Consider the following 24,072-nt stretch of genomic DNA (forward strand, 5'->3'; position numbering starts at 1 on the left):
GCACATACTGATTTCAAGAAACTAGGGTTGGGACTTTAACAAAGTATTACTAACTGAGAAAAGTGTTGTCAAATGGTACGCAGCTGAAACGGTCTCGCTAAAGCGAAACGCTGATAAAAACAGATTTTCCTCAACACTAATCTGCAAAATCTGCGTGAATTTTTTTTAGCACGCAGATCCAGCCGATTTTATAGTGCCGTAGAACTATCCCGAATTCTTAACACCAACGATTTAAAAAAAGTTAGATAGAATCGAAACAGTATAATTATGAATGATGCTAAAAACAATCGCTTTTTTCCCTAAATTAGTTGGATCAAATAAAAACTATGAAACAGCTAACCAAAGAAGATATCAGTCAGGAAGTATTTGACTTATACGATGACTACGCACATAATAAAATAGAAAGAAGGCAATTTGTTGAAAAGTTATCGCTGTTTGCGGTAGGAAGTCTTACGCTTCCATCATTGCTGAGCTTTATGACGCCTAATTACATCGATTCTATCTTGATAAAACCCGAAGATCCAAGGTTGAAATCAGAATTTATAACCTACGATTCTCCCAAAGGCGGAGGAAAAATCAAAGGGCTTTTATCCCAACCGACCGACACCAAAAAAAAATTACCGGGAATCATTGTAGTACATGAAAATCGAGGACTGAATCCTTATATTGAAGATGTAGGCAGAAGAGCGGCAATAGAAGGATTTATTACTTTGGCACCGGATGCTTTATCTCCACTTGGCGGTTATCCCGGTAATGATGATGCCGGAAGAGAATTACAAAAAAAACGTACCCGTGAAGAAATGCTCGAAGACTTCATTGCAGCTTATGAATACCTAAAAGCACACAAAGATTGTAATGGACATGTTGGTGTAGTAGGATTTTGTTTTGGCGGTTGGATTGCCAATATGATGGCGGTCAAAATTCCAGATTTGTGTGCCGCAGTTCCCTATTACGGTGGACAACCCACTGCTGCCGAAGCCGAAAAAATAAAAACGCCTATCATGGCGCAATATGCCAGTTTAGACACCCGTGTAAATGAAGGCTGGCCTGCTTTTGAAGCTATCCTTAAAAAGAATAAAGTAGAACATACCGCTTATTTCTATGAAGGCGTGAATCATGGTTTCCACAACAATACCACTCCCAGATACGATGAAGCAGCCGCAACTTTATCGTGGACAAGAACCATTGATTTTTTCAAGGAGAAGCTTAAGAAGAAATAATTATATGTTTTGATATTTAGAAAGTCCCGTGATTGGGACTTTTTTTTTTGGATTAACTTTAATCATTTTTAAAGAAAATACTGCATAAATACAAAGGAGGTAGAAATTTAGTTATATTTTAAGATAAACAAAATCTGACGTTTATAAGACAAAGCGACCCAATTTAGAGATGATAAGTCGGATGCTATCAGACCTATATGCAAGTTGTGGGTAATTATATAGAGACGTCGTCAGAAAATCTGCATGCTAAAAAAATTATTAGTACTTTTGAAAAATGAAACTTGACTTAGAAAAAGGGATTAGTCTAAAAATCGAAGGAGAACTTGGAAAATTCCAAACACTTCCTGTTGATTCCTTAATAAAAATTGCAGAAAGTCTTCAAGAACTAATTTTATCTATTGCTAAATATGATTTGCCTACAGATGAAGCAATTGATCTAAATAATTTTAAACTTGAGCTTTCAGAATTCGCTAAAGGCAGCGCAATTCCTTCTTTTGTATTCAGTCCAAGAGTTCAAACAGTAATAGGCACAGATTTCCAAACTCAAAGACACGAAGTTTCTGAAAAATTAAACAATATTTTTGAAGTAACCAATTCTGGTAACTATAGTCAATTAGCGACATTGTATCCAGAATATTTTAAAAGAAATGAAATTGTTGATTCTCTATATAATTTCACTTCTAGCTTTAAAAATTCACCCGTTTCGATTTATGAAAGAGGCGCAAATTTTGACTCTACAGAAAAATTCGCCGTGAAAAAATTTAAATCATCAATTAAAAATAATTTAATTGTTTCTGTTAAAAAAATTGAAGACGAAAAAACTGAAGAACAAGCATTTGCAAGAATTACAGTGACTAAAAAAGGTGCTAAAACTACAAATAAAATTGATGAAATTATTTCAACATCAAAGCACTCACTCTCTTATTCACCTGAAGTAATTAATGTAAATAATAAACAATATATTCTTAATTTTCCTTTACGTTGCCTTTTTGAAAAAGAAGAAGATTACTATGTAATAAATAATGAGCTGATTGACATAATTGGAACGGGAATAACTCAAGACGATGCGGAGCAAAATTTCAATGAAGAATTTGACTATTTATATTCAAAACTTAACTCTTTAGAAGATACTGAATTGAATAAAAGATTACTTAGAGTTAAAAATGTTTTAAACAGTTTTGTAAAAGAGGTATTATAATGGTATTAGAGAAAAATAAAGCATACAAAAATCTTAAGAAAAAAGGATTTGTAGATTCAGCTGACCATAGTAATGACCACAAATACTTGGAGTTTTTTTACGAAGGTAAAATGATTTTATACACAAAATTAAGTCATGGAAGTAAAAAAGACTTAGATGATTATTTAATTAAACAAATGTCTTCTCAGTGCAAATTAACAAAACAACAGTTTGCTGATTTGGTTAATTGTCCTTTATCAGAAGAAGCTTTTATCGAGATTTTACGTAAAGGCGGTGAATTAGAATAACCCCGCTCTATGAAGAGTTACTTTAATTACGCTGGGCAAATGTCTCCGACTTTGACCCCGTAACTATAAGCAAATAAAACACCATCCCATAAAAAAAGCCTCAAACGGGGCTTTTTCACTATATTAAATTCAAGTTTTTATTTACTCAAATACATTTTTCTTCTGGAGTACAATTCGTAGAATTGATCGTCTTTCAAGTCATCAATAAACAAAATCGTCTTATTTATTCTACACTAAAACATTGATTTTAAGATAATTAAATTAAAAACTCAATATAATTTCGTAATTTTGAGAGTAGTTTGATAGCTCATTTCATCACAATCTTAAAAATTTTGCTATGAAAAAACAATCTTTATATCTATTAATTTGCACTTTTACTTTATTCGCTTCTTGTTCATCATCTGACTATTTCCATGAAGACAACACTGAAGACAACACTATTTATACCATAAAAGTAAAAGAATACAAAACGAATCTGCCTTTAGAAGGAGTAAAAATCAATTTGTATTATTGCGAATATGATATTGAGTTTGGATGTTTAACTAGGTTTTTGCCTGTTTATACCACTGATGAAAAAGGAGAAACCAAAATCCCTAAAGAAGTATATATAAAAGCAGACAAAGGATTTATTTCAAAAAAAACGCAATACTGGGATAGGAACATAAAGACGAAAGAAATAGCAATGGAACCCGAAGCTTGGGCAAAAATTTCACTCAAAACAAATACAACTTTTCCTAGCACAAGTCTTTTTGTCTTAAAAACTACTGGAGAATTAAATATTGAAAGTTTCAAAAGTTTTAAAGCACCAAAAGATTCAATTATAGATTTCAGGTTATTTGGTAATGAAATAAATAAAATTGATTGGGTTGTATATAAAACGGGATATCCCCCATATTGCAACCCTTGTGACATTCTCTCATCCGGAAGTTTATCCTTAAATCCTCAAAAATTTGAAACACTTACTTCTTCTATAAATTATTAATTGTGGACTTGTATCTTCTGTTCGATACCGTGGAAATTCTTTCAGTATTCACAAACACAAGAACAAATAGAAACAAAAAAAAGCCCCAAACGGGGCTTTATACATATAACAAATTCAAGTTTTTATTTACTCAAATACATTTTTCTTCTGGAGTACAATTCGTAGAATTGATCGTCTTTCAAGTCATCAATAAACAAGATACTTTCCCCTGTTGATTTCATCCGCTCTACTAAGAGTTAGTCGGTTTATGCTGGGCAAATGTCTCCGACTTTGACCCCGTAACAATGAGCCACTAACACAAAAAACTATCCCACAAAAAAAAACAATCGGGGCTTTTTACATATAACAAATTCAAGTTTTTATTTACTTAAATACATTTTTCTTCTAGAGTATAATTCGTAGAATTGATCGTCTTTCAAGTCATCGATAAACAAGTTCTTTATCCAGTTGATTCATCTATAAATTAAGATGATTGAATAAAAAACTAATAATTTTCAAACCTAAAATTATTTACCTTTGTATAAATGAATAAAAACCTTTACATTATTGCTGGTTGCAATGGAGCAGGAAAAACAACTGCTTCCTTTACTATTTTACCAGAAATTTTAAATTGCAAAGAATTTGTAAATGCAGATGAAATTGCCAAAGGATTATCGCCTTTTCAGCCTGAAAAAGTATCTTTTGAAGCAGGAAGAATAATGCTCAAACGAATCAACGAACTTCTGGAAACAAATCAAACCTTTGCTTTTGAAACTACTTTGGCAACCAAAAGTTATAAATCTAAAATTGTCGAAGCAAAAAAGCAAAAATATAATGTAACGTTGTTATTTTTTTGGTTAGAGACTGTTGATTTAGCGATAGAAAGAGTTAAAACTCGAGTCATTGAAGGAGGTCATAATATAGAAACCGAAGTCATAAAGCGTAGATACATCAATGGAATTAAAAACCTTTTTGAAATTTATCTTGAAATTGCAGATGAAGTGCTTATTTTTGATAATTCATTTGGAGTACCAGAATTAATTGCAGAAAAATCTTTAGACACTGAAATAAAAATTTTAAGCGAAACTAAATTCTATAACTTAAAAAAATATTGGAATGAAAGAGTATAAAAGATCTCAAAACCAACAAAAAATTGTTGATGGGATGAACAAGGTTTACGAGAAATTAATCGAATTCAAAAAGAAAACAAATAGCGAATTGGTTATTCTCAAGGATAATAAAATAGTTAGGATAAAACCTTAAAATCATAAAAAAAGCCCCAATCGGGGCTTTTTCAATATCAATAATTCAAGTTTTTATTTACTCAAATACATTTTTCTTCTGGAGTACAATTCGTAGAATTGATCGTCTTTCAAGTCATCAATAAACAAGATACTTTCCCCTGTTGATTTCATCTCTGGTCCTAATGCTTTGTTCACATTATGGAACTTGCTGAAAGAGAAAACCGGTTGCTTGATGGCAAATCCTTTCAATTGTGGGTTGAAATTAAAGTCGGTTACTTTATTGTGACCTAACATTACTTTAGTCGCATAGTTTACATAAGGTTCTCCATATGCTTTCGCAATAAAAGGAACCGTACGAGACGCTCTAGGATTTGCTTCAATAATGTACACGATATCATCTTTTATCGCAAACTGAATGTTGATTAAACCAACCGTTCTCAAAGCCAACGCAATATTTTTGGTATGGTCTTTTATTTGTTGCATTACAAATTCGCCTAAGTTAAATGGTGGCAAAGTCGCGTTACTATCTCCTGAGTGTACTCCGCAAGGTTCGATGTGCTCCATAATTCCTATGATATACACATTCTCCCCATCGCAAATCGCATCAGCTTCGGCTTCGATTGCACCCGCCAAATAATGATCTAAAAGCAATTTATTTCCTGGAATCGTTTTCAATAAATTGATTACGTGTTCTTCTAATTCTTGTTTGTTGATTACAATTTTCATTCCCTGACCACCCAACACATAAGAAGGACGAATCAATAATGGAAAGTCTAAAGTATCAGCCAAAGCAGACGCTTCATCAGCGGTTTCTGCAATTCCAAATTGTGGGAAAGGAATTTTCAATTCGGTTAAAAGTTCTGAGAAACGTCCTCTGTCTTCGGCTAAATCCAAAGCGTCAAAACTAGTTCCCAAGATTTTTATTCCGTATTTAGACAGTTTTTCGGCCAATTTCAAGGCAGTTTGCCCACCTAATTGTACGATTACCCCTTCTGGTTTCTCATGTTGGATAATATCGTAGATATGTTCCCAGAAAACCGGTTCGAAATACAATTTATCCGCTGTATCAAAATCAGTCGAAACTGTTTCTGGATTACAGTTGATCATGATCGTTTCATACCCACATTCTTTGGCGGCAAGCACCCCGTGAACGCAAGAATAATCAAATTCGATTCCTTGTCCAATTCTATTTGGGCCTGACCCAAGAACAATTATTTTCTTTTTATCCGTAACAATACTTTCGTTGTCAACGTAACGTTCTCCGTTTGCTTTTTCTATTTCGGCTTCAAAAGTCGAGTAATAGTACGGCGTTTTTGCTTTGAATTCCGCAGCACAAGTATCAACCAGTTTGAATACACGGTTGATGTTCATTTCTGAACGTAAATTGTGAACTTGGCTTTCCAGACAACCTACCATGTGTGCAATTTGTCTGTCGGCAAAACCTTTTTGTTTCGCTTCAAGCAACAATTCTCTTGGTAAAGATTCTACTTTATAGTTAGAAATTTCTTTTTCTAACGTATAAAGTTCTTCGTATTGTTTCAAGAACCACATATCGATTTTAGTAATTTCATGAATGCGGCTCAATGGAATTCCCATCGCGATAGCATCATAAATCACAAAAACACGATCCCAACTCGCAAAAGTCAGTTTCTCGATAATTTGTTCGTAGTTTTTATATCCTTTTCCGTCAGCTCCTAAACCATTTCTTTTGATTTCCAATGATTGAGTCGCTTTGTGCAATGCTTCTTGGAACGAACGTCCAATTCCCATTACTTCCCCAACGGATTTCATTTGAAGTCCTAACGTTCTGTCAGCTCCTTCAAATTTATCAAAGTTCCAACGTGGAATTTTTACAATCACATAATCCAAAGTTGGTTCGAATAAAGCCGAAGTTGATTTGGTAATTTGATTTTGCAATTCATCTAAGTTGTAACCCAAAGCCAGTTTGGAAGCAATTTTTGCAATAGGATAACCCGTTGCTTTTGATGCCAAAGCGGATGAACGAGATACACGAGGGTTGATTTCAATCGCTACGATGTCTTCTTTATCGTCAGGCGAAACGGCAAACTGCACGTTACAACCTCCAGCAAAGTTTCCGATGCTACGCATCATCAAGATCGCCATATCACGCATTTTTTGAAAAGTCGTGTCAGATAATGTCATAGCTGGCGCAACAGTGATGGAATCTCCGGTATGAATTCCCATTGGATCCATATTTTCGATAGAACAGATAATCACAACATTATCGTTTTTATCTCTCAAAAGTTCCAATTCGTATTCTTTCCAACCCATTAAAGCTTTATCAATTAAAACTTCGTGAATTGGCGATGCTTCTAAACCTCTGGTTAAAAGTTCGTCAAAATCTTCTTTTTTATAAACAATAGCAGCTCCGGTTCCTCCTAAAGTAAAGGAAGGACGGATTACTAACGGGAAACCAAATTCTTGTGCAATTTCTTTTCCTTCAAGATACGAAGTAGCTGTTTTTGCCGGTGCGGCAGGAATTCCAATTCTTTCAAGCAATTGTTTGAACTGCTCTCTGTCTTCGGTAATATTAATGGCATTGACATCAACCCCGATTAATTTTACTCCAAAATCAGCCCAAATTCCTTTTTCATCAGCTTCCAGACACAAGTTCAAAGCAGTTTGTCCACCCATAGTAGGTAAAACGGCATCGATTTGAGGATGTGCTTTAAGGATTTCAATAATGGATTTGGTCGTTAACGGTTTCAAATATACGTGATCGGCCATACTTGGGTCGGTCATAATCGTAGCCGGATTCGAGTTGATTAGGATCACTTCAATTCCTTCTTCACGAATAGAACGTGCAGATTGTGAACCTGCATAATCAAATTCGCATGCTTGACCAATAACAATTGGGCCTGAACCTATTATTAAAACTGATTTTATGGATGTATCTTTTGGCATTGTATGGTAGTATTGTGTTGTGTAGTTATTTTTTTAAAAGTTCAAAGTTACTCAACTTTAACCCCTTAGCATTAAAACTTAACATTTTTAACGATAAGGTATAAAAAAAGGCGATACTAAAAAAAGTAACGCCTTATGTATGTTTATAAAAACATTATTTTTTGTGTCTTGGTTCACAAGAAACAGTCAATTTATGTCTTCCTTTAGCTCTTCTACGCGCAAGAACTTTTCTTCCATTAGCAGAAGCCATTCTGTCCATAAATCCGTGCTTATTTCTTCTTTTTCTTTTCGATGGTTGAAACGTTCTTTTGCTCATTGCTTTGTATCTTTAAAATCTTATTTATATGTCTTCCTAATTTCGAATAACTGTTATTCTAAAACCGAGTGCAAATATACAAAGACTTTTTTTTCTCACAAGCAGTTTTGTAAAAATATTTTCAATTCCTTTTACTATATTTGTGATCTTAAAATAAACACACTATGTTTCACAGAAATATTAAACTTATTATCGCCGGACTTATTATAGCTACTGGCATTTGGCAATTTACAGAAGGAAATATCGGTAACGGAATATTCCTTATTTTATTGAGTGCAATTCCTATTTTTCTTTACTTTAAAAATGAATTCATCCTACTTGCCTTCTTAAAACTAAGAAAACAGGATTTTGAAGGAGCTAAAAAATGGTTGGCTTACATCAAAAACCCCGAAACTGCTTTAGTACAAAAACAACAAGGATATTTTAATTACTTACACGGAATCATGCTTTCGCAAACGAATATCAATCAAGCGGAGAAATATTTCAAGAAAGCGATCGAGTTAGGATTATCAATGGATATGGATTTGGCTGTAGCCAAATTGAATTTAGCCGGAGTTGCCATGACCCGTCGCCGAAAATTAGAAGCTACTTCTCTATTGAATGAAGCTAAAAAATTAGACAAACAGAATATGTTGAAAGATCAGATTACGATGATGAAAGATCAAATGAAGAAAATATAATTTTTACAATTATCGAAAAAGGCTCAAATGATACACATTTGAGCCTTTTTTTTGTCTTAAATTAATATCCCTTCAAAGGAATTTCGATTTGGTATTTTTTACCGGTATCGTTCAACAATTTCGTTTCCCTTAACCAAGGATTATGTATTTTCAAAATCTTATAGTTAATTCCTTGGCTTATTGCAAAACTGGCCAAATCAGTAATCGAACTGTCAATTTCAATTTTCTTAGTTGGTAACGTTGCATATAAATCTTCCGAAGCAATGGAAAAACCATATTTTACCGGATTCTTCATAATTTCTTTCAATGCTAAAATCCTGAAAACATAGCGAGACGTTTCTTCCGTAAGCAACAAATCATAATAATTAGATACTTTTTGAATGTCAATTTGCTTATTCACACCTGTCATTCCTCCATTATAGGAAGCTGCCGCCAAGGTCCAACTACCAAATTTACCTTTGGCACTCAAAAAATAACTGCAAGCCGCTTCTGTAGATTTTTCTAAATCATAGCGCTCATCAACATTATCATTAACTTCCATTTTTCTTTCTTTGGCAGTGTCCGGCATGAATTGCCAAACACCTCTAGCTCCTGCTGGTGAAACCACATTCACTAAACCACTTTCTATAACCGCCAGATATTTAAAATCATCCGGAATTCCATTCTTTTTCAAAATAGGTTCAATTACAGAAAAAGCACGATTGGCTCTTTTTATAGCCAAAATAGTGGAAGCATGCAGATTTACATTTACCAGCAACTCTCTGTCCAAGCGCTCTTTAACATCTGATATTTTCAATGGCGTTTCTTCGCCTGCAAAATCCAATTTTACAGGAAAATCACCAGCGGTTTCTTTTTTTAAATCTTTTTCTTCTGTCGGATTTTTAGTGGCAAAAATAAATACACCGCTCGCAAAAATCACGGTAAGGATTAAGGCAACTTTATTAATCAATTTCATCTTTTCTTTTTTATGCCTTTCATACTAGTTATAAAAGTGCGTTTACTTCTTTTTTTGTTTCCAATATAATGGAAGGCAAATTTTCATTCAACCATTTATACTTATTCAAAATCATAATGTGCGTTCCTCCTTTAACAACGACACAATTTTTAATATTTTTTATCGGAAAAACATCATCCATATCGCCATGAATATGAATTACGTTTTCATCAACAACTGTTCTGTCCCAAAGAACAACTTGTTCTACTGCCCAATTCAAATAGCTAATATCCCGAACGGAAAGAAACTTTTCATACAATTTCAATCTTTGATTCACTTTTTCTCCAAAGGAAAATTTAGCCAGACTTTCCATATTTAAAATCAGATTCATCGGAATCAGTTTATAGGCCTTAGTGGTCTTGGCAATTTTTAATCTGCGGGGAAATTCCAAATTACTTCTCACACTCGAAATGATAATTACTTTCCGGGCATCAATATATTTTGCCATTTCCTGAACCAAAATACCACCAAAGGAAACTCCAATCAAAACAGGATTCTTATGCTTAATTTTCTCGGCAATTCGTTTTGCATAATCCGTTAAAGATTCATTATCCATTGGGATTTCCCATTCTAATAAATGTATCTCAAAGGTATCTGACGGAAGTGCAATCCGCTCAAAAATTGCAGTACTTGCCGCTAATCCAGGCATTAGATAAACTGGGATTTTACTCATAATTGTTTTAACGATTTTGTAACAACATTCCGCTTTTTTATAGCGAATTTTGTATAAAAATAATTTTTTTATCGGAAACTACCCGAATTACCCCTTTATATTACCAATAATTTATGACTACACAACTATTTGAATCGAACACAAGAGGCAAAGCAGATTTTGGTTGGCTTAAAGCCAATTTCTCTTTTTCGTTTGGAAATTATCACAATCCGCAACGAGTACAATTTGGAATGTTACGCGTTTTAAATGACGATACCATTGCAGGAGGAACAGGCTTTGGTACGCACAGTCATGCCAATATGGAAATCATTACAATTCCACTTGAAGGCGGATTGATGCACAAGGACAGTATGGGAAATGAAGGCGTAATTCGTTTTGGAGAAGTGCAAGTAATGAGTGCTGGAACCGGAGTGGAACATTCTGAAATGAATGCCAGTCAAAAAGACAATGCCAAAACATTGCAACTATGGGTATTCCCTGACAAAGAAGAAGTTACACCAAGATACGACCAAAAATCATTTGATATTGAAAATCAAATCAATACCTTTGTAAATATTGTTTCGCCAAAAGACAGTACTGACGGAAATGCGCTTTGGGTTTACCAGAAAACCTTTTTTTATTTAGGTATTTTCGATAGCAACACCACTACGACATACGAAGTTAAAATTCCTCAAAACGGAGTTTATTTATTTTTAATTGAAGGCGAAATAGAAGTGAACAATCATGTTTTGAAGGCAAGAGATGCCATGGGAATAAATGATTTCGATCAATTTGAAATCAAGATTATAACTCAATCAAAAATACTTTTGGTAGAAGTACCAATGAATCACAGTTAAATTAGTATGGAAGCAGCAATCACTATGGAAATCAAAGACAATACTTTTGCAAGACAATTTGAAACTATAGTTGACGAAGGATTGGTTTCTGTCGAATATTCGTTTCAGGAGAAAAAAATATTTTTGACAAAAATCAATATTCCCGAATCATTCGATGACGAAGAGTTCATTTCTAATTTTCTAAAAAACATTATGGAAATTGCAATCGAACGAAAATTTAAAGTTGTTCCCATTCTTCCTAAAATAGTAGTGTTTTTCAAAAAAAATCCTGTTTACAAAGAATTACTTCCTCCCGGAATACGATTATAAAAAAAGGGGCAGTTCATAGTGAACTGCCTCTTTTTTTTAGTATCTACACTATAATTTCAATAGCAACATTAATTTCTATCGCTACGAGTTGGATTATTACCTCGAGGTGCAGATTGACGATTCATTGGCGCATTAGGAGCCGGACGAGTAGTTGGACGAACTCCTTCTGTCGACTGGCGTCTTGTTGGCGCATTAGGCTGAACTGAAGGTGTTCTTTGACGAACTCCCTCCATAGGCTGACGTCTTATTGGCGCATTAGGCTGAACTGAAGGTGTTCTTTGACGAACTCCCTCCATAGGCTGACGTCTTATTGGCGAACTAGGCCGTACGGAACGAGTTTCCGGTGCCTGGCGAGTTCTTGAGCGGCTCTCTGGAAATGCCTGACGGGTTCTTGGAAGAACCGTTCCTTCTGGCTTTCTAAAATTTCTTCCCTGATAAGTATCTCTATACGAATCATTTGCCCTGTTTCTTCTTACTATTGGAGAACTGGTCCTTCTGGAATAATAATACGAATGGGCAAGCGGATACCTTACATATCCGACTCTACGATAGAAATAATTTCTATAATAATGGCGATGGTATCCCCAATAATTATAATAATAAATAGGAGACCACGGACGCCAATAAGACGGATAGTACCCCCAACGCCATGGAGATATGTAAATTGCAAATGACGGTGAAAACAAATGAATTATTACTGGCCAATCATTAACATACAAAACACCATTCCAATAATTTCCCGTGTGCATCCTCTCATAGCCCAAATAACCAGGATTTGGCGTTAAATTATCTCCTGCAGAAGGTTCCACAATATAATCCTTACCATACAATTCTTCGTCTCCGACAATTTGAACAACAGCCTTTCCAAATCGGTTTTTATTGACTTCTATAACGGCAACATCCTGATCTTCTATACTATTTATCGTCACACGAAGCACAATGGAATAAGAATCACCATCTCTATAACTAACTACACGGATGTAATCTATAAAATTGTCATTATTTAAATCAAGATTATTAATGTTTGCGTCTTTACTATTAATCGCTCTTTCAAATTCCTCTAATGTTTTTGATTTTTGAAAAATGTCCAATACAGCATACAGATTTAGGTTGTCACCCGGCAAACCCAAAGCCACAGGTTCGTTTTCTATTTGAGAAAACACCGGCAAACTCAACAAACAAGTCGTTAAGAACACAAAGGATAAAATTATTTTTTTCATGATTTCAAATTTTAATACGAGCACTAAAAAAAAATATCAAATAACTAATTATAAGACATTTATATTCATTATAACCCAAAAAACAAAGCCGCAAAAAGTGTTCCCAAATTATTCCAAAAGGATATTTTTTTTTTAGAATTTGAAATAGTCAAAAACCTTACAACATAAAAAAAGGCATACGTTATCCGTATACCTGATTTTTATCATTCAAAATGTAAATTCCGTTTGCTAAAACTGAATACTACTTCTTCTCTATCTCTCTCATGCTGTCCATTTTTTTATTCGCCAAGAAACCAGTAATATCTTCAAAATGTTCCACTACCCTTTTGTTTCCAAATTCAAAAACCTTAGTCGCCAATCCATCCAAGAAATCCCTGTCGTGAGAAACCAAAATTAATGTTCCGTCAAAATCACGTAGCGCCTCTTTGATAATGTCTTTGGTTTTCATGTCCAAGTGATTCGAAGGCTCATCCAGAATCAATAAATTCACCGGTTCCAACAATAATTTTATCATTGCCAAACGGGTTTTCTCACCACCGGAAAGCACTTTTACTTTCTTGGTTACATCATCACCATGAAACATGAAAGCACCCAAAATATCTTTAATCTTAGTTCGAACATCACCTACCGCAATATCATCTATAGTTTCAAAAATAGTGGCATTTTCATTTAATAAAGAAGCTTGGTTTTGGGCAAAATAACCAATTTGTGCATTGTGACCGATCTCTAAACTTCCACCATCAATCTCAATTTGCTTCATGATTGCTTTAATCATCGTCGATTTTCCTTCGCCATTTTTTCCTACGAAAGCAACTTTCTCCCCTCTTTCAATCACAACATTAGCATCTTTAAAAACAACATGCTCGCCGTATGATTTTGACAAATCTTTCACAATCACAGGATATTGTCCAGAACGCACTGCAGCAGGAAACTTTAATTTTAATGCCGAAGTATCTACTTCGTCAACTTGTACTATAACGAGTTTCTCTAACATCTTAACTCGAGATTGAACGGCATCTGTTTTAGAAAACGTCCCTTTAAAACGGTCAATAAAAGTCCTATTATCAGCAATCATGCGTTGTTGCTCATCGTATGCTTTTTGTTGATGCACGCGTCTGTCTTTTCTTAATTCAAGGTAATGGGAATATTTTGCTTTATAATCATAAATACGCCCCATGGTAACTTCGATGGTACGATTCGTAATATTATCCACAAAAGCTCTATCGTGAGAAATCACCACAACCGCTTTGGCTGAATTAATCAAGAAATCCTCTAACCATTGAATACTTTCAATATCCATGTGATTGGTAGGCTCATCCAGTAAAATTAAGTCTGGTTTTTGCAAAAGGATTTTAGCTAATTCTATTCGCATTCTCCATCCTCCAGAAAACTCCGAAGTTTGTCGGCTAAAATCTTCGCGAACAAAACCCAAACCAATTAGTATCTTCTCTACTTCAGCTTCATAATTTATTTCTTCGATAGCATAAAATTTCTCGCTCAAGTCCGAAACTCTTTCGATTAATTTCATGTATGCATCACTTTCATAATCCGTACGAATTGTCAATTGCTCATTGATTTCATCAATTTCCGCTTTCATTCCAAAAACTTCACCAAAAGCTTTAGAAGTTTCTTCCATTACCGTCGCTCCGTCTGTAGTCAATAAATGCTGAGGCAAATACGCCACAACAGCATCTTTTGGTGCCGAAATATTACCAGTTGAAGGCTTACTGTGACCTGCAATAATTTTAAGCAGCGTCGATTTTCCTGCTCCATTTTTACCCATTAGGGCAATTTTATCATTTTCATTTATGGCAAAAGAAACATCACTAAAAAGTGTCGTGCCACCAAATTGCACGGATATATCGTTAACTGTAATCATTTATTTTTAGATTTTTAGACTTCTTAGATTATTAGAATTTTAGACAACCTTTTTTTGGAAGGTGCAAAGATAGATTAATTAAAGAATTGGACAACACAATTAGATTTTTAGACTTCTTAGACTTTTAGAATCTATTGTAAATTTTTAACGGTTAGACAATCAAAAAAACAAATACATTTTGTTTAAAATTAAAAATTCGATAATTTGCATAGTAATCTATGTAAATTATCGAATTTTTAAAATATAGATTCAATCTAAGAAGTCTAAAAATCTAAGAATTCCATCACTCCTTTCTCCACTTTTTAGATTCCTCGAAAACATGTTCTAAAATCGCAGCTTCTCTTTCGTCAAAGTCAACATTTCTGCGAGCCATGACTAATCGAGCCGTTTCGAAAGCTTTTTTAGTTATATAAGTGGTAAAACCCGAAGCGCCTCCCCAAGAAAAACTCGGTACAAAATTGCGTGGAAAACCACTGCCAAAAATATTAGCGCTTACTCCTATTACCGTTCCCGTATTAAACATGGTATTAATTCCGCATTTACTATGATCTCCCATCATCAATCCACAAAACTGAAGTCCTGTTTTAGCAAAACCTTCGGTTTCATAACTCCACAATTTTACTTCTTCGTAATTATTTTTTAAGTTCGAATTATTACTGTCGGCACCAATGTTACACCATTCGCCAAGAACAGAATTTCCTAAAAACCCATCATGTCCTTTATTCGAATAACCAAACAATACCGAATTATTAACTTCTCCTCCAATTCTGGAATGCGGACCAACAGTTGTTGCTCCATACACTTTGGCAGCCATTTTTACAGTTGCATTTTCGCACAAGGCAAATGGACCTCTGATTACGGAACCTTCCATAATCTCAGAATCCTTACCTATATAGATAGGACCTGTAGAGGCGTTTAAGGTCACAAATTCCAACTTTGCTCCTTCTTCGATGAATATATTTTCTGGTGCGATAACATTGACGCTTTTCGGAATGGGCTGTGACTTTCGATCTTCAGTTAAGAATTCGAAATCCTCTCGTATTGCAGCATCATTCTTGGAAAAAATATCCCAAGTATGTTCCACCGTTAAGCAATCATCCTCATATTCTATAATTTCATACGTATCAAAATCTACTTCTTCCTGATTTTCATCGGTATAGAATGCGATTACTTCATCTCCTTTGAAAATAGCTTGATTCGACTCCAGATTACTAACCATTTCTACTAAAACATCATTAGGCAGAAAAGAAGCATTTATCATTACATTTTCTTCTAATTCTACCATTGGAAATTTTTCTGACAAATATTCCTCTGTCAATGTAGTGGTAGTAGAACCTAAACGCATTTCCCATTTTTGACGAATGGTCATTATCCCAATAAGAATATCCGCAACTGGACGCGTGAAAGTAAAAGGTAATAATGCATTTCGTGAAGGACCATCAAAAAGTATGTAATTCATAAAAATTGTTTATTTGTTGATTCGGTTATTTGTTGATTCGAAAATTAATTTTACCAACTCACCGTTTTTATAATGACACCAAAGTTACAAAGTTTTTAAGTAGATAAAAATAAAATATGACTGCCCGCTAAGCGGACTAAAGTTGTTTTTTTTAGCCACGAATTTCCACAAATTTCACAAATTAGTGTTTGATTTTTCTATTAAGGATAAAAATTCGTGACAAATTCGTGAAATTCTATCTAACTCTTTTCAAATGTTTGGTTAAGAATTCGAAATAGTATTATGGTTTATAAAATCTGCTGAATCTGCAAAATCTGCGTGCTAAAAATTTTCACGCAGATTTTGCAGATTCAGCAGATTAGTGTAGTAGAAAATTTATTTTTTATTGTCCTCTTTGATAAACCCATTTCATCACTGCGTATTTTCAGAGTTAGCAACTCTTTGTCAAAGTCCAACCACTTTCTTTAAATTCGGGACTAAAATTTTCTTTAGTATTAGTTACAGATGGTCAGAAAAAAAGCCTCCCGTCCCGAAGTTTCGGGAGGAAGGCAATATTTTAAAAAACAAGTTAAAATTATTTAACGTGTTTAGCGTATTTAGTTTTGAATTTATCAATACGTCCTGCAGTATCAATAAGTTTAGATTTACCTGTGTAAAAAGGGTGAGAAGTTCTAGAGATCTCCATTTTTACAACTGGGTATTCAACACCATCAACTGTTAATGTTTCTCTTGTATCTGCAGTAGATTTAGTAATAAAAACTTCGTCATTTGACATGTCTTTAAATGCAACTAATCTGTAATTTTCTGGGTGAATTCCTTTTTTCATCTTGTTAATCTTTTTTATTTGTTAATTATAACTTGTTTTGAAGCTTTTCTTCTAACAGAAAAGGTATAAACTCATTATAACTTTTTGTTTTACATTATTATTTTGAGTTTGCAAATTTACAATTTTTTTCCAATAATCAAATCTTTGTATCACTTTTTTTATATAATCGTAAAAAGCGATTTTTATCTTTGAATATATTGGGAATTGCTATATTTGTGGATTAATAAATAAACAACTACAAATGGTAAATGAAATTATAAAAAGAAACGGAATAACCTTTGGGGTAATATCCGGAATTATTTCTGCATTAGTGACAACTTCAATTTATGCAATTGATTTAAATCTTTTTACCTCTTGGTGGGTAGGAGTTTTAATCCTTACCGTTTACCTTATAATAGGTATTGTTTTACTTTCAAAAACAAAAAAAGAATTAAACGGTATCTTCTCTTTTAAAGATGCTTTTACCACCTATTTTATATGTGCTGTAGTTGGGATTTTAATTTCAACTCTTTTTAATATTATTTTATTCAACGTTATTGATCCTGCTGCTAAAGATACATTAAGAGAACTGACCATAAAATATACTGTTAGCATGATGCAAAAATTTGGCACGCCTGCATCGGCAATAAATGAAGCAATTGCAAAGCTTAAGGAAAACGACCCTTATTCTGTTATCGAATTGCTAAAAGGCTCTGTATTTAGCATTGTTTTCAGTTCCATTTTTGGTCTGCTAATGGCAGCATTCTTCAAGAGCAAACCTTCATCACAAGAATAACAATAATGAATTTATCTATTCTCATACCGCTTCTCAACGAAGAGGAATCACTTAAGGAGCTTTATACTTGGATCATTCAAGTGATGCAATCCAATAATTACTCGTACGAAATCATTTTTCTGGATGACGGAAGCACGGATGATTCCTGGAATATTATCGAAGGATTTGCCCAAGAAAACCCAAATGTAAAGGGAGTTCGTTTCATGAAAAATTTTGGAAAATCACAAGCGTTACATGCAGGTTTTGCAAAAGCAAAAGGTGACGTAATCATTACCATGGATGCCGACCTACAAGACAGTCCAGAAGAAATTCCGGGATTGTATGAAATGATTGTCAATGGTAAATACGATTTGGTTTCCGGTTGGAAAAAGAAACGTTATGATTCGGTGGTGGCTAAAAACCTGCCTTCTAAATTATTCAATTGGGCTGCCAGAAAGACATCGGGAGTGGAATTGAATGATTTTAATTGCGGACTGAAAGCATATAAGAATGTTGTGGTAAAAAACATTGAAGTTTCGGGTGAAATGCACCGATACATTCCGGTTTTAGCAAAAAATGCCGGTTTTGGAAAAATTGGAGAAAAAGTGGTGCAACATCAAGCCAGAAAATATGGCGAAACCAAATTTGGAATGGAACGTTTCATCAATGGTTTCCTTGATTTAATTACCATTTGGTTTCTTTCCCGTTTTGGAAAAAGACCGATGCATTTATTTGGCGCCATGGGATCGCTAATGTTTATTATTGGTTTTATGCTTGCTGGATATATTGGTATTTCAAAACTATATCATATGTATAATGACATGCGCTATAGCCTGATAACTAACAATCCTTGGTTTTATATCGCCCTAACCACAATGGTATTGGGGACGCAGTTATTTTTGGCTGGATTTCTTGGCGAAATCATTTTGCGCACCAAAAACAATGAAGAGCGTTATAAAGTTTCAAATGAGGTTAATTTTTTATAAATTTAACTACAAACAAAATTAAGTACAAGAAGGTTCTCGCCTGAACAATAACTAGCCCTGATAAAAGCGGCATCCTTTTTCTTTTTTCAAGAAAAAGACACAGCGAATAGCAGGAAGTAGCTCCTAAAAATAAAAGTAATTATAATTAAATTTTAAACTAAGAATTTAAACACTAAAAAACTTATAAAATGGATATCAAACAAAACATTTTGGATGCAGTAAATGAATGGCTTACTCCAACATTTGACACAGAAACACAGGAAGCTATTACCGAATTGATGACCACATCACCTAAAGATCTGGAAGAAAGTTTTTATAAAAATCTTGAATTTGGAACTGGTGGAATGCGTGGTGTGATGGGCGTAGGAAACAATCGAATCAATAAATACACCCTTGGAAAAAGTACGCAAGGACTTTCGGATTATTTGCATACAGCATTTCCTAACCAACCCATAAAAGCAGTTATTGCTTACGATTGTCGTCATAATAGTGATACATTGGCCAAAGTAGTTGCGGATGTTTTCTCGGCGAATGGTATTCATGTCTATTTGTTTTCTAGTTTGAGACCAACACCAGAATTATCATTTGCACTTAAATATTTAGGTTGCCAATGCGGAATTGTTCTTACTGCTTCTCACAATCCACCAGAATATAATGGTTATAAAGTATATTGGGAAGATGGCGGACAAATTGTTCCACCGGAAGACGAGGGAATTATCAATGTAATTGAAAATTTAAATTACAATCAAATCAAATTTACTGCAAATGAAGATTTGATAGAATATATAGACACCGAGGTAGATCAGGCTTTTATTAAATCATCGATTGAGAATGCCAGTTTCAACACTCCGGCTGCAGCCAAAGAAAATTTGAATATTGTTTTCACTTCACTTCATGGAACTTCTATAACACTAGTACCAGATACATTATCTCAAGCGAGGTATACGAATGTGCATATTGTTGAAGAACAAAGAGTCCCAAATGGCGATTTCCCAACAGTAAAATCTCCAAATCCTGAAGAGCCGGAAGCATTGGCGATGGCATTAGCATTGGCTGATAAAACAAATTCAGATATCGTTATTGGTACTGATCCAGATTGTGACCGTTTAGGAATTGCTGTGCGCAATAACGAAGGGCAAATGACTTTGTTGAACGGAAATCAGACAATGATTTTGATGACTGCCTTCTTATTAGAAGAATGGAAAAAAGCAGGAAAAATTGACGGAAAACAATTCGTTGGTTCGACTATCGTTTCAACTCCTATGATTATGGAACTAGCAACAGCTTATGGCGTTGAATGTAAAGTAGGTCTGACTGGTTTTAAATGGATTGCCAAAATGATTAAAGACTTCCCTGAGCTAAAATTCATTGGTGGTGGTGAAGAAAGTTTTGGATACATGGTAGGCGATGCGGTGCGTGATAAAGATGCCGTTGCGGCTACTTTATTAATTTGCGAAGTGGCGGCTCAAGCCAAAGCTAAAGGAAGTACCGTATACAAAGAGCTTCTTAAACTTTATGTAGCGCACGGATTTTACAAAGAACATTTAATTTCTATCACTAAAAAAGGAATGGAAGGTTTAGCCGAAATCAATCAGATGATGGTGACTTTACGTGAAAATCCAGTAAAAGAAATTAACGGACAAAGAGTAATAATGTTAGAAGATTACAAATCATCTGTTGCCAAAAACTTACTTACTGGCGAAGAAGAAACGATGAATATCCCCAAAGCAGATGTTTTGATTTACTACACCGAAGACGGCTCTAAAATTTGTGCCAGACCAAGCGGTACAGAACCGAAAATAAAATTCTACATCAGTGTGAATACTGAATTGGATGCTGTTGAAAATTTCTCTAAAGTGGAGGCTGTTTTGAATGAAAAAATTAAGAATATTATTATTGCAATGCAATTGAACTAATGGACAAAAACTTAATAAAACTACTTCCTTATACCAAACCTTATAAGTCTCATATTGTCTGGAATGTGATATACAACATTTTGTACGCTTTGTTTAGCACCATTTCTATGCTAACCATTTTCCCGGTGCTTGAAGTTCTTTTTGGAAAAACCAAAGTTATACTAAAAGAGCCTGTATATACGGGAATAGGAAACTTAAAACAGTTTGGTTCTGATTTTATGTATTATAAAATTTCAGAATTAACAAAGGAAAATAGTATTCAAGTAGCTCTTTTGTTTGTGGTTTTAATGGTTATTACAACATTCCTATTCAAAAATTTATTCAATTATCTGGCTTCACATCACATCATGCACCTCAAAAACGGTGTTTTAAGGGATTTGAGAAAATCAATGTATGATAAAATCGTGGAACTGCCCATCTCCTATTATTCCGAAAAAAGAAAAGGAGATATTATGGCGCGTATGCTTGGTGATGTCAATGAAGTCCAAAACTCTTTTTTTTCTATATTAGAATTGGTTGTAAAAGAACCTCTGACTATTATTTTCGCATTAGTCACCATGTTTATTATAAGCTTAAAACTCACTTTATTTGTTTTGATTTTTATGCCTATTTCCGGATGGATTATTTCAAAAGTGGCTAAAAATTTGCGAGCAAAATCGTTACAGGCACAAAGAGAAAGTGGCTTTCTGATTTCTATTGTAGATGAAACTTTGGGTGGTTTGAAAGTGATTAAAAGTTATAATGCTGAAACTAATTTCAAAGACAGATTTAACGATTCAGTAACCCGATTATTAAATTTAACAAACAGCATAGGAAGTAAAAACAATTTGGCAACACCATTAAGTGAATTTTTAGGAGTCACAACAATTGCAATCTTACTTTTTTATGGTGGAAATTTAGTGTTAGTCGAAAAAACATTAGAAGGTTCTGCTTTTATCGTGTATCTGACATTAGCGTTCAATATTCTTACGCCTGCCAAAGCCATTTCTAAAGCTTCCTATTCCGTAAAAAATGGGTTAGCGGCTGCTGAACGAGTTTTTGAAGTATTAGAAGTAGAAAACGAAATCACTTCAAAAGAAAATGCCGTTGACAAAAAAACTTTTGATTCTACTATAACAATCAAAAATGTCAACTTTAAATACGAGGAAGAAGCTGTTTTAAAAGATTTTTCTCTCGAAGTAAAAAAAGGACAAACCGTTGCGCTTGTTGGCCAATCCGGTAGCGGAAAAAGCACCATTGCTAATTTATTGACTCGTTTTTATGATGTCAACGAAGGAACAATTAGTATTGACGGAATGAATATTAAAGACATCAATCTACAATCGCTTCGTGGCCTAATGGGATTGGTGACACAGGACAGCATTTTATTTAATGACACCATCAAAGCCAATATTTCTTTAGGAAAATTAGATGCTACTGATGCTGAAATTATTGAAGCGCTTAAAATCGCCAATGCTTTAGAATTTGTAAATGAACTCCCAAATGGTATTCACACGAATATTGGCGACAGCGGAAACAAACTTTCCGGAGGTCAAAAACAACGATTATCTATCGCTCGTGCCGTTCTGAAAAACCCACCGATTATGATACTCGATGAAGCGACTTCTGCATTGGATACCGAAAGCGAAAAATTTGTACAAATTGCTCTGGAAAACATGATGCAGAACAGAACTTCCATAGTTATTGCACACCGTCTTTCAACAATACAAAAAGCAGACAAAATCGTGGTGATGCAAAAAGGAAAAATCGTTGAACAAGGTACTCACGAAGAACTTATTGAGCTGAATGGTACTTATAACAAATTAGTAACCTTACAATCCTTTGAATAGCCTATAATTTTGTAATTTTAAAATTCAAAAAACTGCAAATTTGTGCGCTAAAAAATGTACCTAAACAATCCCAACATAAAACTTCCCGAAGATACAAACACGATTGTTTGGAAATATCTTGACTTGTCTAAGTTTCTCGATTTATTGATGTCACAAAAGCTATTCATGTCGCGATCTGATAAATTTGAAGATCAATATGAAGGCACTTTTAGCGAACCCACATTTGAAGAGATAAAAAAACTATCGATTGACAATCCTGAATTTCTTAATTACTACAAAACACATCGGGAAAAAGTAGCCATTAGCAGTTGGCATATAAACGAGTACGAATCTTTTGCAATGTGGCAAATTTTCACTCAAAACAGTGAAGGCTTAGCCATTCAATCAACGATTGGCAGATTACAAAATGCGCTGCAGCCTGAAACGAATTTCAATCAATACATTGGGGAAGTAAATTACATCGATTACAAAAAAGAGTATATCCCGTTTGACGATATGTTTTTTCCTTTTTTATTCAAAAGGAAAAGCTTTCAATACGAACGTGAAGTACGAATCATCTCAGATGTTGCTGACAATAATATCAAAATCAATGATGGAATTAAAATTAATGTAGATATTAACGAATTAATCGAAAAAATATACATTCATCCAAAATCTGAAAACTGGTATAAAAACCTTGTCATACAATTAGTGAAACAACTTGGATTTGATTTTTGTATTGAAAAATCCGATTTAGAAAGTGATATTCTAATTTAATACTTTCGTTCTTAGTATAACAAAACTGTGCTTTTAGATTTGGAACATGCATAACTAAATACTGATTTAAAATATTAAACCGGTTCGTAATTAATTATTTTCCATTCCTTGTTTGACAAATCGACATAGCTGTAATGGACCACATCCATTTTGTCAAATTTTCCATTTTTATTAGTATCCTCAACGGTTCTAAAATACAAACGGTTTTTAGATTCTATCAATTTCCAATCAATTAACTCCTGATAACTGGCAGAAATTTTAGTCAATTTATCTCCACTTATTTCGCTAAGATATAAAGCTTTAATATCACTTGTATCTAGTTTCCCATCTTTATTGGTATCCATATCGACCATAGTGTAAGCCATAACTTGGTTTTGGGTTTTATCGGCAACTGATTTTAAATAAGTTGCTGTTTGAATCAAAACAGGTTTGTCTGTCAATACTTTTATGGAATCAGAATTCATTCTTTGAAACTTTAGATTCTGCAAAAAACCTGTGATTTCATATTCACTATAATTAGATATCGTAAAACTTAAATCATTCACACTAGAAGATCCATATCTCGTTTTTATCCCTTTTTCACGTATGCTTAAATCTCCTACAGGATGAATCAAATAATTGGTTCCTTCCATATGAATAGGTAAATCGGCTATTTTGACTTGTGCCGAATCAGATTTCATAATTACTCTCCCTTTATTCGAAGCATCGTAGATTACTTTGGGCTTTTCTGCGTTCTCTTTGCAGCTGGTTAAAAGCAGAATTGAAAGTCCTAATAATGCTATATGTAATTTTCTCATGATAATG

Annotated in this window: 23 protein-coding genes; 14 read left to right on the forward strand and 9 right to left on the reverse strand. The window is 34.0% G+C overall.

The features are described from left to right. Positions 1-326 precede the first annotated feature (326 nt). The 6 genes from ACM55F_RS12385 (at position 327) to ACM55F_RS12410 (ending at position 4,929) form a co-directional block, all read left to right on the forward strand. Positions 327-1,220 carry a dienelactone hydrolase family protein gene (locus tag ACM55F_RS12385; RefSeq protein ID WP_416854109.1) on the forward strand — a complete coding sequence of 298 codons (894 nt, stop codon included), beginning with the start codon at positions 327-329 and terminating at the stop codon, positions 1,218-1,220. A gap of 274 nt (positions 1,221-1,494) precedes the next feature. After that, the gene (locus ACM55F_RS12390; protein WP_416854110.1) at positions 1,495-2,418 is read left to right on the forward strand and encodes a hypothetical protein; all 924 of its coding nucleotides are present in this window, start codon (positions 1,495-1,497) and stop codon (positions 2,416-2,418) included. After that, positions 2,418-2,705 (forward strand): hypothetical protein, encoded by a 288-nt coding sequence (locus tag ACM55F_RS12395; protein ID WP_416854111.1) that lies wholly within the window; start codon positions 2,418-2,420, stop codon positions 2,703-2,705. The genes ACM55F_RS12390 and ACM55F_RS12395 overlap by 1 nt, the downstream gene beginning before the upstream one ends. Positions 2,706-3,042: 337 nt before the next feature. Further along, positions 3,043-3,687, forward strand: a complete 645-nt coding sequence (locus ACM55F_RS12400; protein ID WP_416854112.1) for a hypothetical protein — start codon at positions 3,043-3,045, stop codon at positions 3,685-3,687. A 524-nt stretch (positions 3,688-4,211) separates the two neighbouring features. Then, positions 4,212-4,796, forward strand: coding sequence for a zeta toxin family protein (locus tag ACM55F_RS12405; protein WP_416850036.1), 585 nt, complete (start codon positions 4,212-4,214; stop codon positions 4,794-4,796). After that, entirely contained in the window at positions 4,783-4,929 is a 147-nt protein-coding gene (locus tag ACM55F_RS12410) for a hypothetical protein (RefSeq protein WP_416850037.1), read from the forward strand. Before ACM55F_RS12405 ends, ACM55F_RS12410 begins: the two co-directional genes overlap by 14 nt. 53 nt (positions 4,930-4,982) lie before the next feature. On the opposite strand, the gene carB is transcribed toward ACM55F_RS12410, so the two are convergent. Then, positions 4,983-7,835 carry a carbamoyl-phosphate synthase large subunit gene (gene carB, locus ACM55F_RS12415; protein ID WP_416854113.1) on the reverse strand — a complete coding sequence of 951 codons (2,853 nt, stop codon included), beginning with the start codon at positions 7,833-7,835 and terminating at the stop codon, positions 4,983-4,985. A 154-nt stretch (positions 7,836-7,989) separates the two neighbouring features. After that, positions 7,990-8,151 carry a 50S ribosomal protein L34 gene (rpmH, locus tag ACM55F_RS12420; protein WP_007136275.1) on the reverse strand — a complete coding sequence of 54 codons (162 nt, stop codon included), beginning with the start codon at positions 8,149-8,151 and terminating at the stop codon, positions 7,990-7,992. 164 nt (positions 8,152-8,315) lie between these two features. Between rpmH and ACM55F_RS12425 the strand changes: the two genes are divergently transcribed. Then, positions 8,316-8,831, forward strand: coding sequence for a DUF2892 domain-containing protein (locus tag ACM55F_RS12425; RefSeq protein ID WP_416850039.1), 516 nt, complete (start codon positions 8,316-8,318; stop codon positions 8,829-8,831). Positions 8,832-8,892: 61 nt separating this feature from the next. Here the strand turns inward: ACM55F_RS12425 and ACM55F_RS12430 are convergent, their stop codons facing one another. Together ACM55F_RS12430 and ACM55F_RS12435 are read right to left on the reverse strand one after the other, a co-directional pair. Further along, positions 8,893-9,786, reverse strand: coding sequence for a lytic transglycosylase domain-containing protein (locus ACM55F_RS12430; protein WP_416854114.1), 894 nt, complete (start codon positions 9,784-9,786; stop codon positions 8,893-8,895). A 28-nt stretch (positions 9,787-9,814) separates the two neighbouring features. Continuing rightward, positions 9,815-10,498 carry an alpha/beta hydrolase gene (locus tag ACM55F_RS12435; protein WP_416854115.1) on the reverse strand — a complete coding sequence of 228 codons (684 nt, stop codon included), beginning with the start codon at positions 10,496-10,498 and terminating at the stop codon, positions 9,815-9,817. 113 nt (positions 10,499-10,611) lie between these two features. Here ACM55F_RS12435 and ACM55F_RS12440 point away from each other — a divergent pair, with 113 nt between their 5' ends. Continuing rightward, complete coding sequence (locus ACM55F_RS12440; protein ID WP_416854116.1) at positions 10,612-11,334, forward strand: pirin family protein; 723 nt, start codon at positions 10,612-10,614, stop codon at positions 11,332-11,334. Between the two features lie 24 nt (positions 11,335-11,358). Next, positions 11,359-11,643: a GNAT family N-acetyltransferase gene (locus tag ACM55F_RS12445; RefSeq protein ID WP_416854157.1), complete on the forward strand. Its 285-nt coding sequence runs from the start codon at positions 11,359-11,361 to the stop codon at positions 11,641-11,643. Between the two features lie 68 nt (positions 11,644-11,711). Here ACM55F_RS12445 and ACM55F_RS12450 read toward each other — a convergent pair whose 3' ends face one another. From ACM55F_RS12450 to ACM55F_RS12465, 4 genes are all read right to left on the reverse strand, one after another. After that, positions 11,712-12,863, reverse strand: coding sequence for a hypothetical protein (locus ACM55F_RS12450; RefSeq protein WP_416854117.1), 1,152 nt, complete (start codon positions 12,861-12,863; stop codon positions 11,712-11,714). A gap of 241 nt (positions 12,864-13,104) precedes the next feature. After that, complete coding sequence (locus tag ACM55F_RS12455) at positions 13,105-14,742, reverse strand: ABC-F family ATP-binding cassette domain-containing protein (protein WP_416854119.1); 1,638 nt, start codon at positions 14,740-14,742, stop codon at positions 13,105-13,107. A gap of 283 nt (positions 14,743-15,025) precedes the next feature. Next, positions 15,026-16,201 (reverse strand): GlmU family protein, encoded by a 1,176-nt coding sequence (locus tag ACM55F_RS12460; protein WP_416854120.1) that lies wholly within the window; start codon positions 16,199-16,201, stop codon positions 15,026-15,028. A 574-nt stretch (positions 16,202-16,775) separates the two neighbouring features. Then, the gene (locus tag ACM55F_RS12465; RefSeq protein ID WP_039109118.1) at positions 16,776-17,027 is read right to left on the reverse strand and encodes a type B 50S ribosomal protein L31; all 252 of its coding nucleotides are present in this window, start codon (positions 17,025-17,027) and stop codon (positions 16,776-16,778) included. A gap of 241 nt (positions 17,028-17,268) precedes the next feature. On the opposite strand from ACM55F_RS12465, the gene ACM55F_RS12470 reads away from it, so the two are divergent. The 5 genes from ACM55F_RS12470 to ACM55F_RS12490 all read left to right on the forward strand — a co-directional run bounded on the left by ACM55F_RS12470 (position 17,269) and on the right by ACM55F_RS12490 (position 23,268). Beyond that, on the forward strand, positions 17,269-17,802 hold the full coding sequence (locus ACM55F_RS12470) for a DUF4199 domain-containing protein (RefSeq protein WP_416854121.1): 534 nt from the start codon (positions 17,269-17,271) through the stop codon (positions 17,800-17,802). Between the two features lie 5 nt (positions 17,803-17,807). Beyond that, positions 17,808-18,767 carry a glycosyltransferase family 2 protein gene (locus ACM55F_RS12475; protein ID WP_416854122.1) on the forward strand — a complete coding sequence of 320 codons (960 nt, stop codon included), beginning with the start codon at positions 17,808-17,810 and terminating at the stop codon, positions 18,765-18,767. 188 nt (positions 18,768-18,955) lie between these two features. After that, entirely contained in the window at positions 18,956-20,683 is a 1,728-nt protein-coding gene (locus ACM55F_RS12480) for a phospho-sugar mutase (RefSeq protein ID WP_416854123.1), read from the forward strand. After that, positions 20,683-22,512 (forward strand): ABC transporter ATP-binding protein, encoded by a 1,830-nt coding sequence (locus tag ACM55F_RS12485; RefSeq protein ID WP_416854124.1) that lies wholly within the window; start codon positions 20,683-20,685, stop codon positions 22,510-22,512. The genes ACM55F_RS12480 and ACM55F_RS12485 overlap by 1 nt, the downstream gene beginning before the upstream one ends. A 54-nt stretch (positions 22,513-22,566) precedes the next feature. Continuing rightward, positions 22,567-23,268 carry a hypothetical protein gene (locus tag ACM55F_RS12490; protein ID WP_416854125.1) on the forward strand — a complete coding sequence of 234 codons (702 nt, stop codon included), beginning with the start codon at positions 22,567-22,569 and terminating at the stop codon, positions 23,266-23,268. A 74-nt stretch (positions 23,269-23,342) separates the two neighbouring features. Here ACM55F_RS12490 and ACM55F_RS12495 read toward each other — a convergent pair whose 3' ends face one another. Beyond that, positions 23,343-24,065, reverse strand: coding sequence for a CREC-EF hand family protein (locus ACM55F_RS12495; RefSeq protein WP_416854126.1), 723 nt, complete (start codon positions 24,063-24,065; stop codon positions 23,343-23,345). Positions 24,066-24,072: the final 7 nt, after the last annotated feature.

The organism is Flavobacterium melibiosi (assembly GCF_048158545.1).
Lineage (GTDB): Bacteria > Bacteroidota > Bacteroidia > Flavobacteriales > Flavobacteriaceae > Flavobacterium > Flavobacterium melibiosi.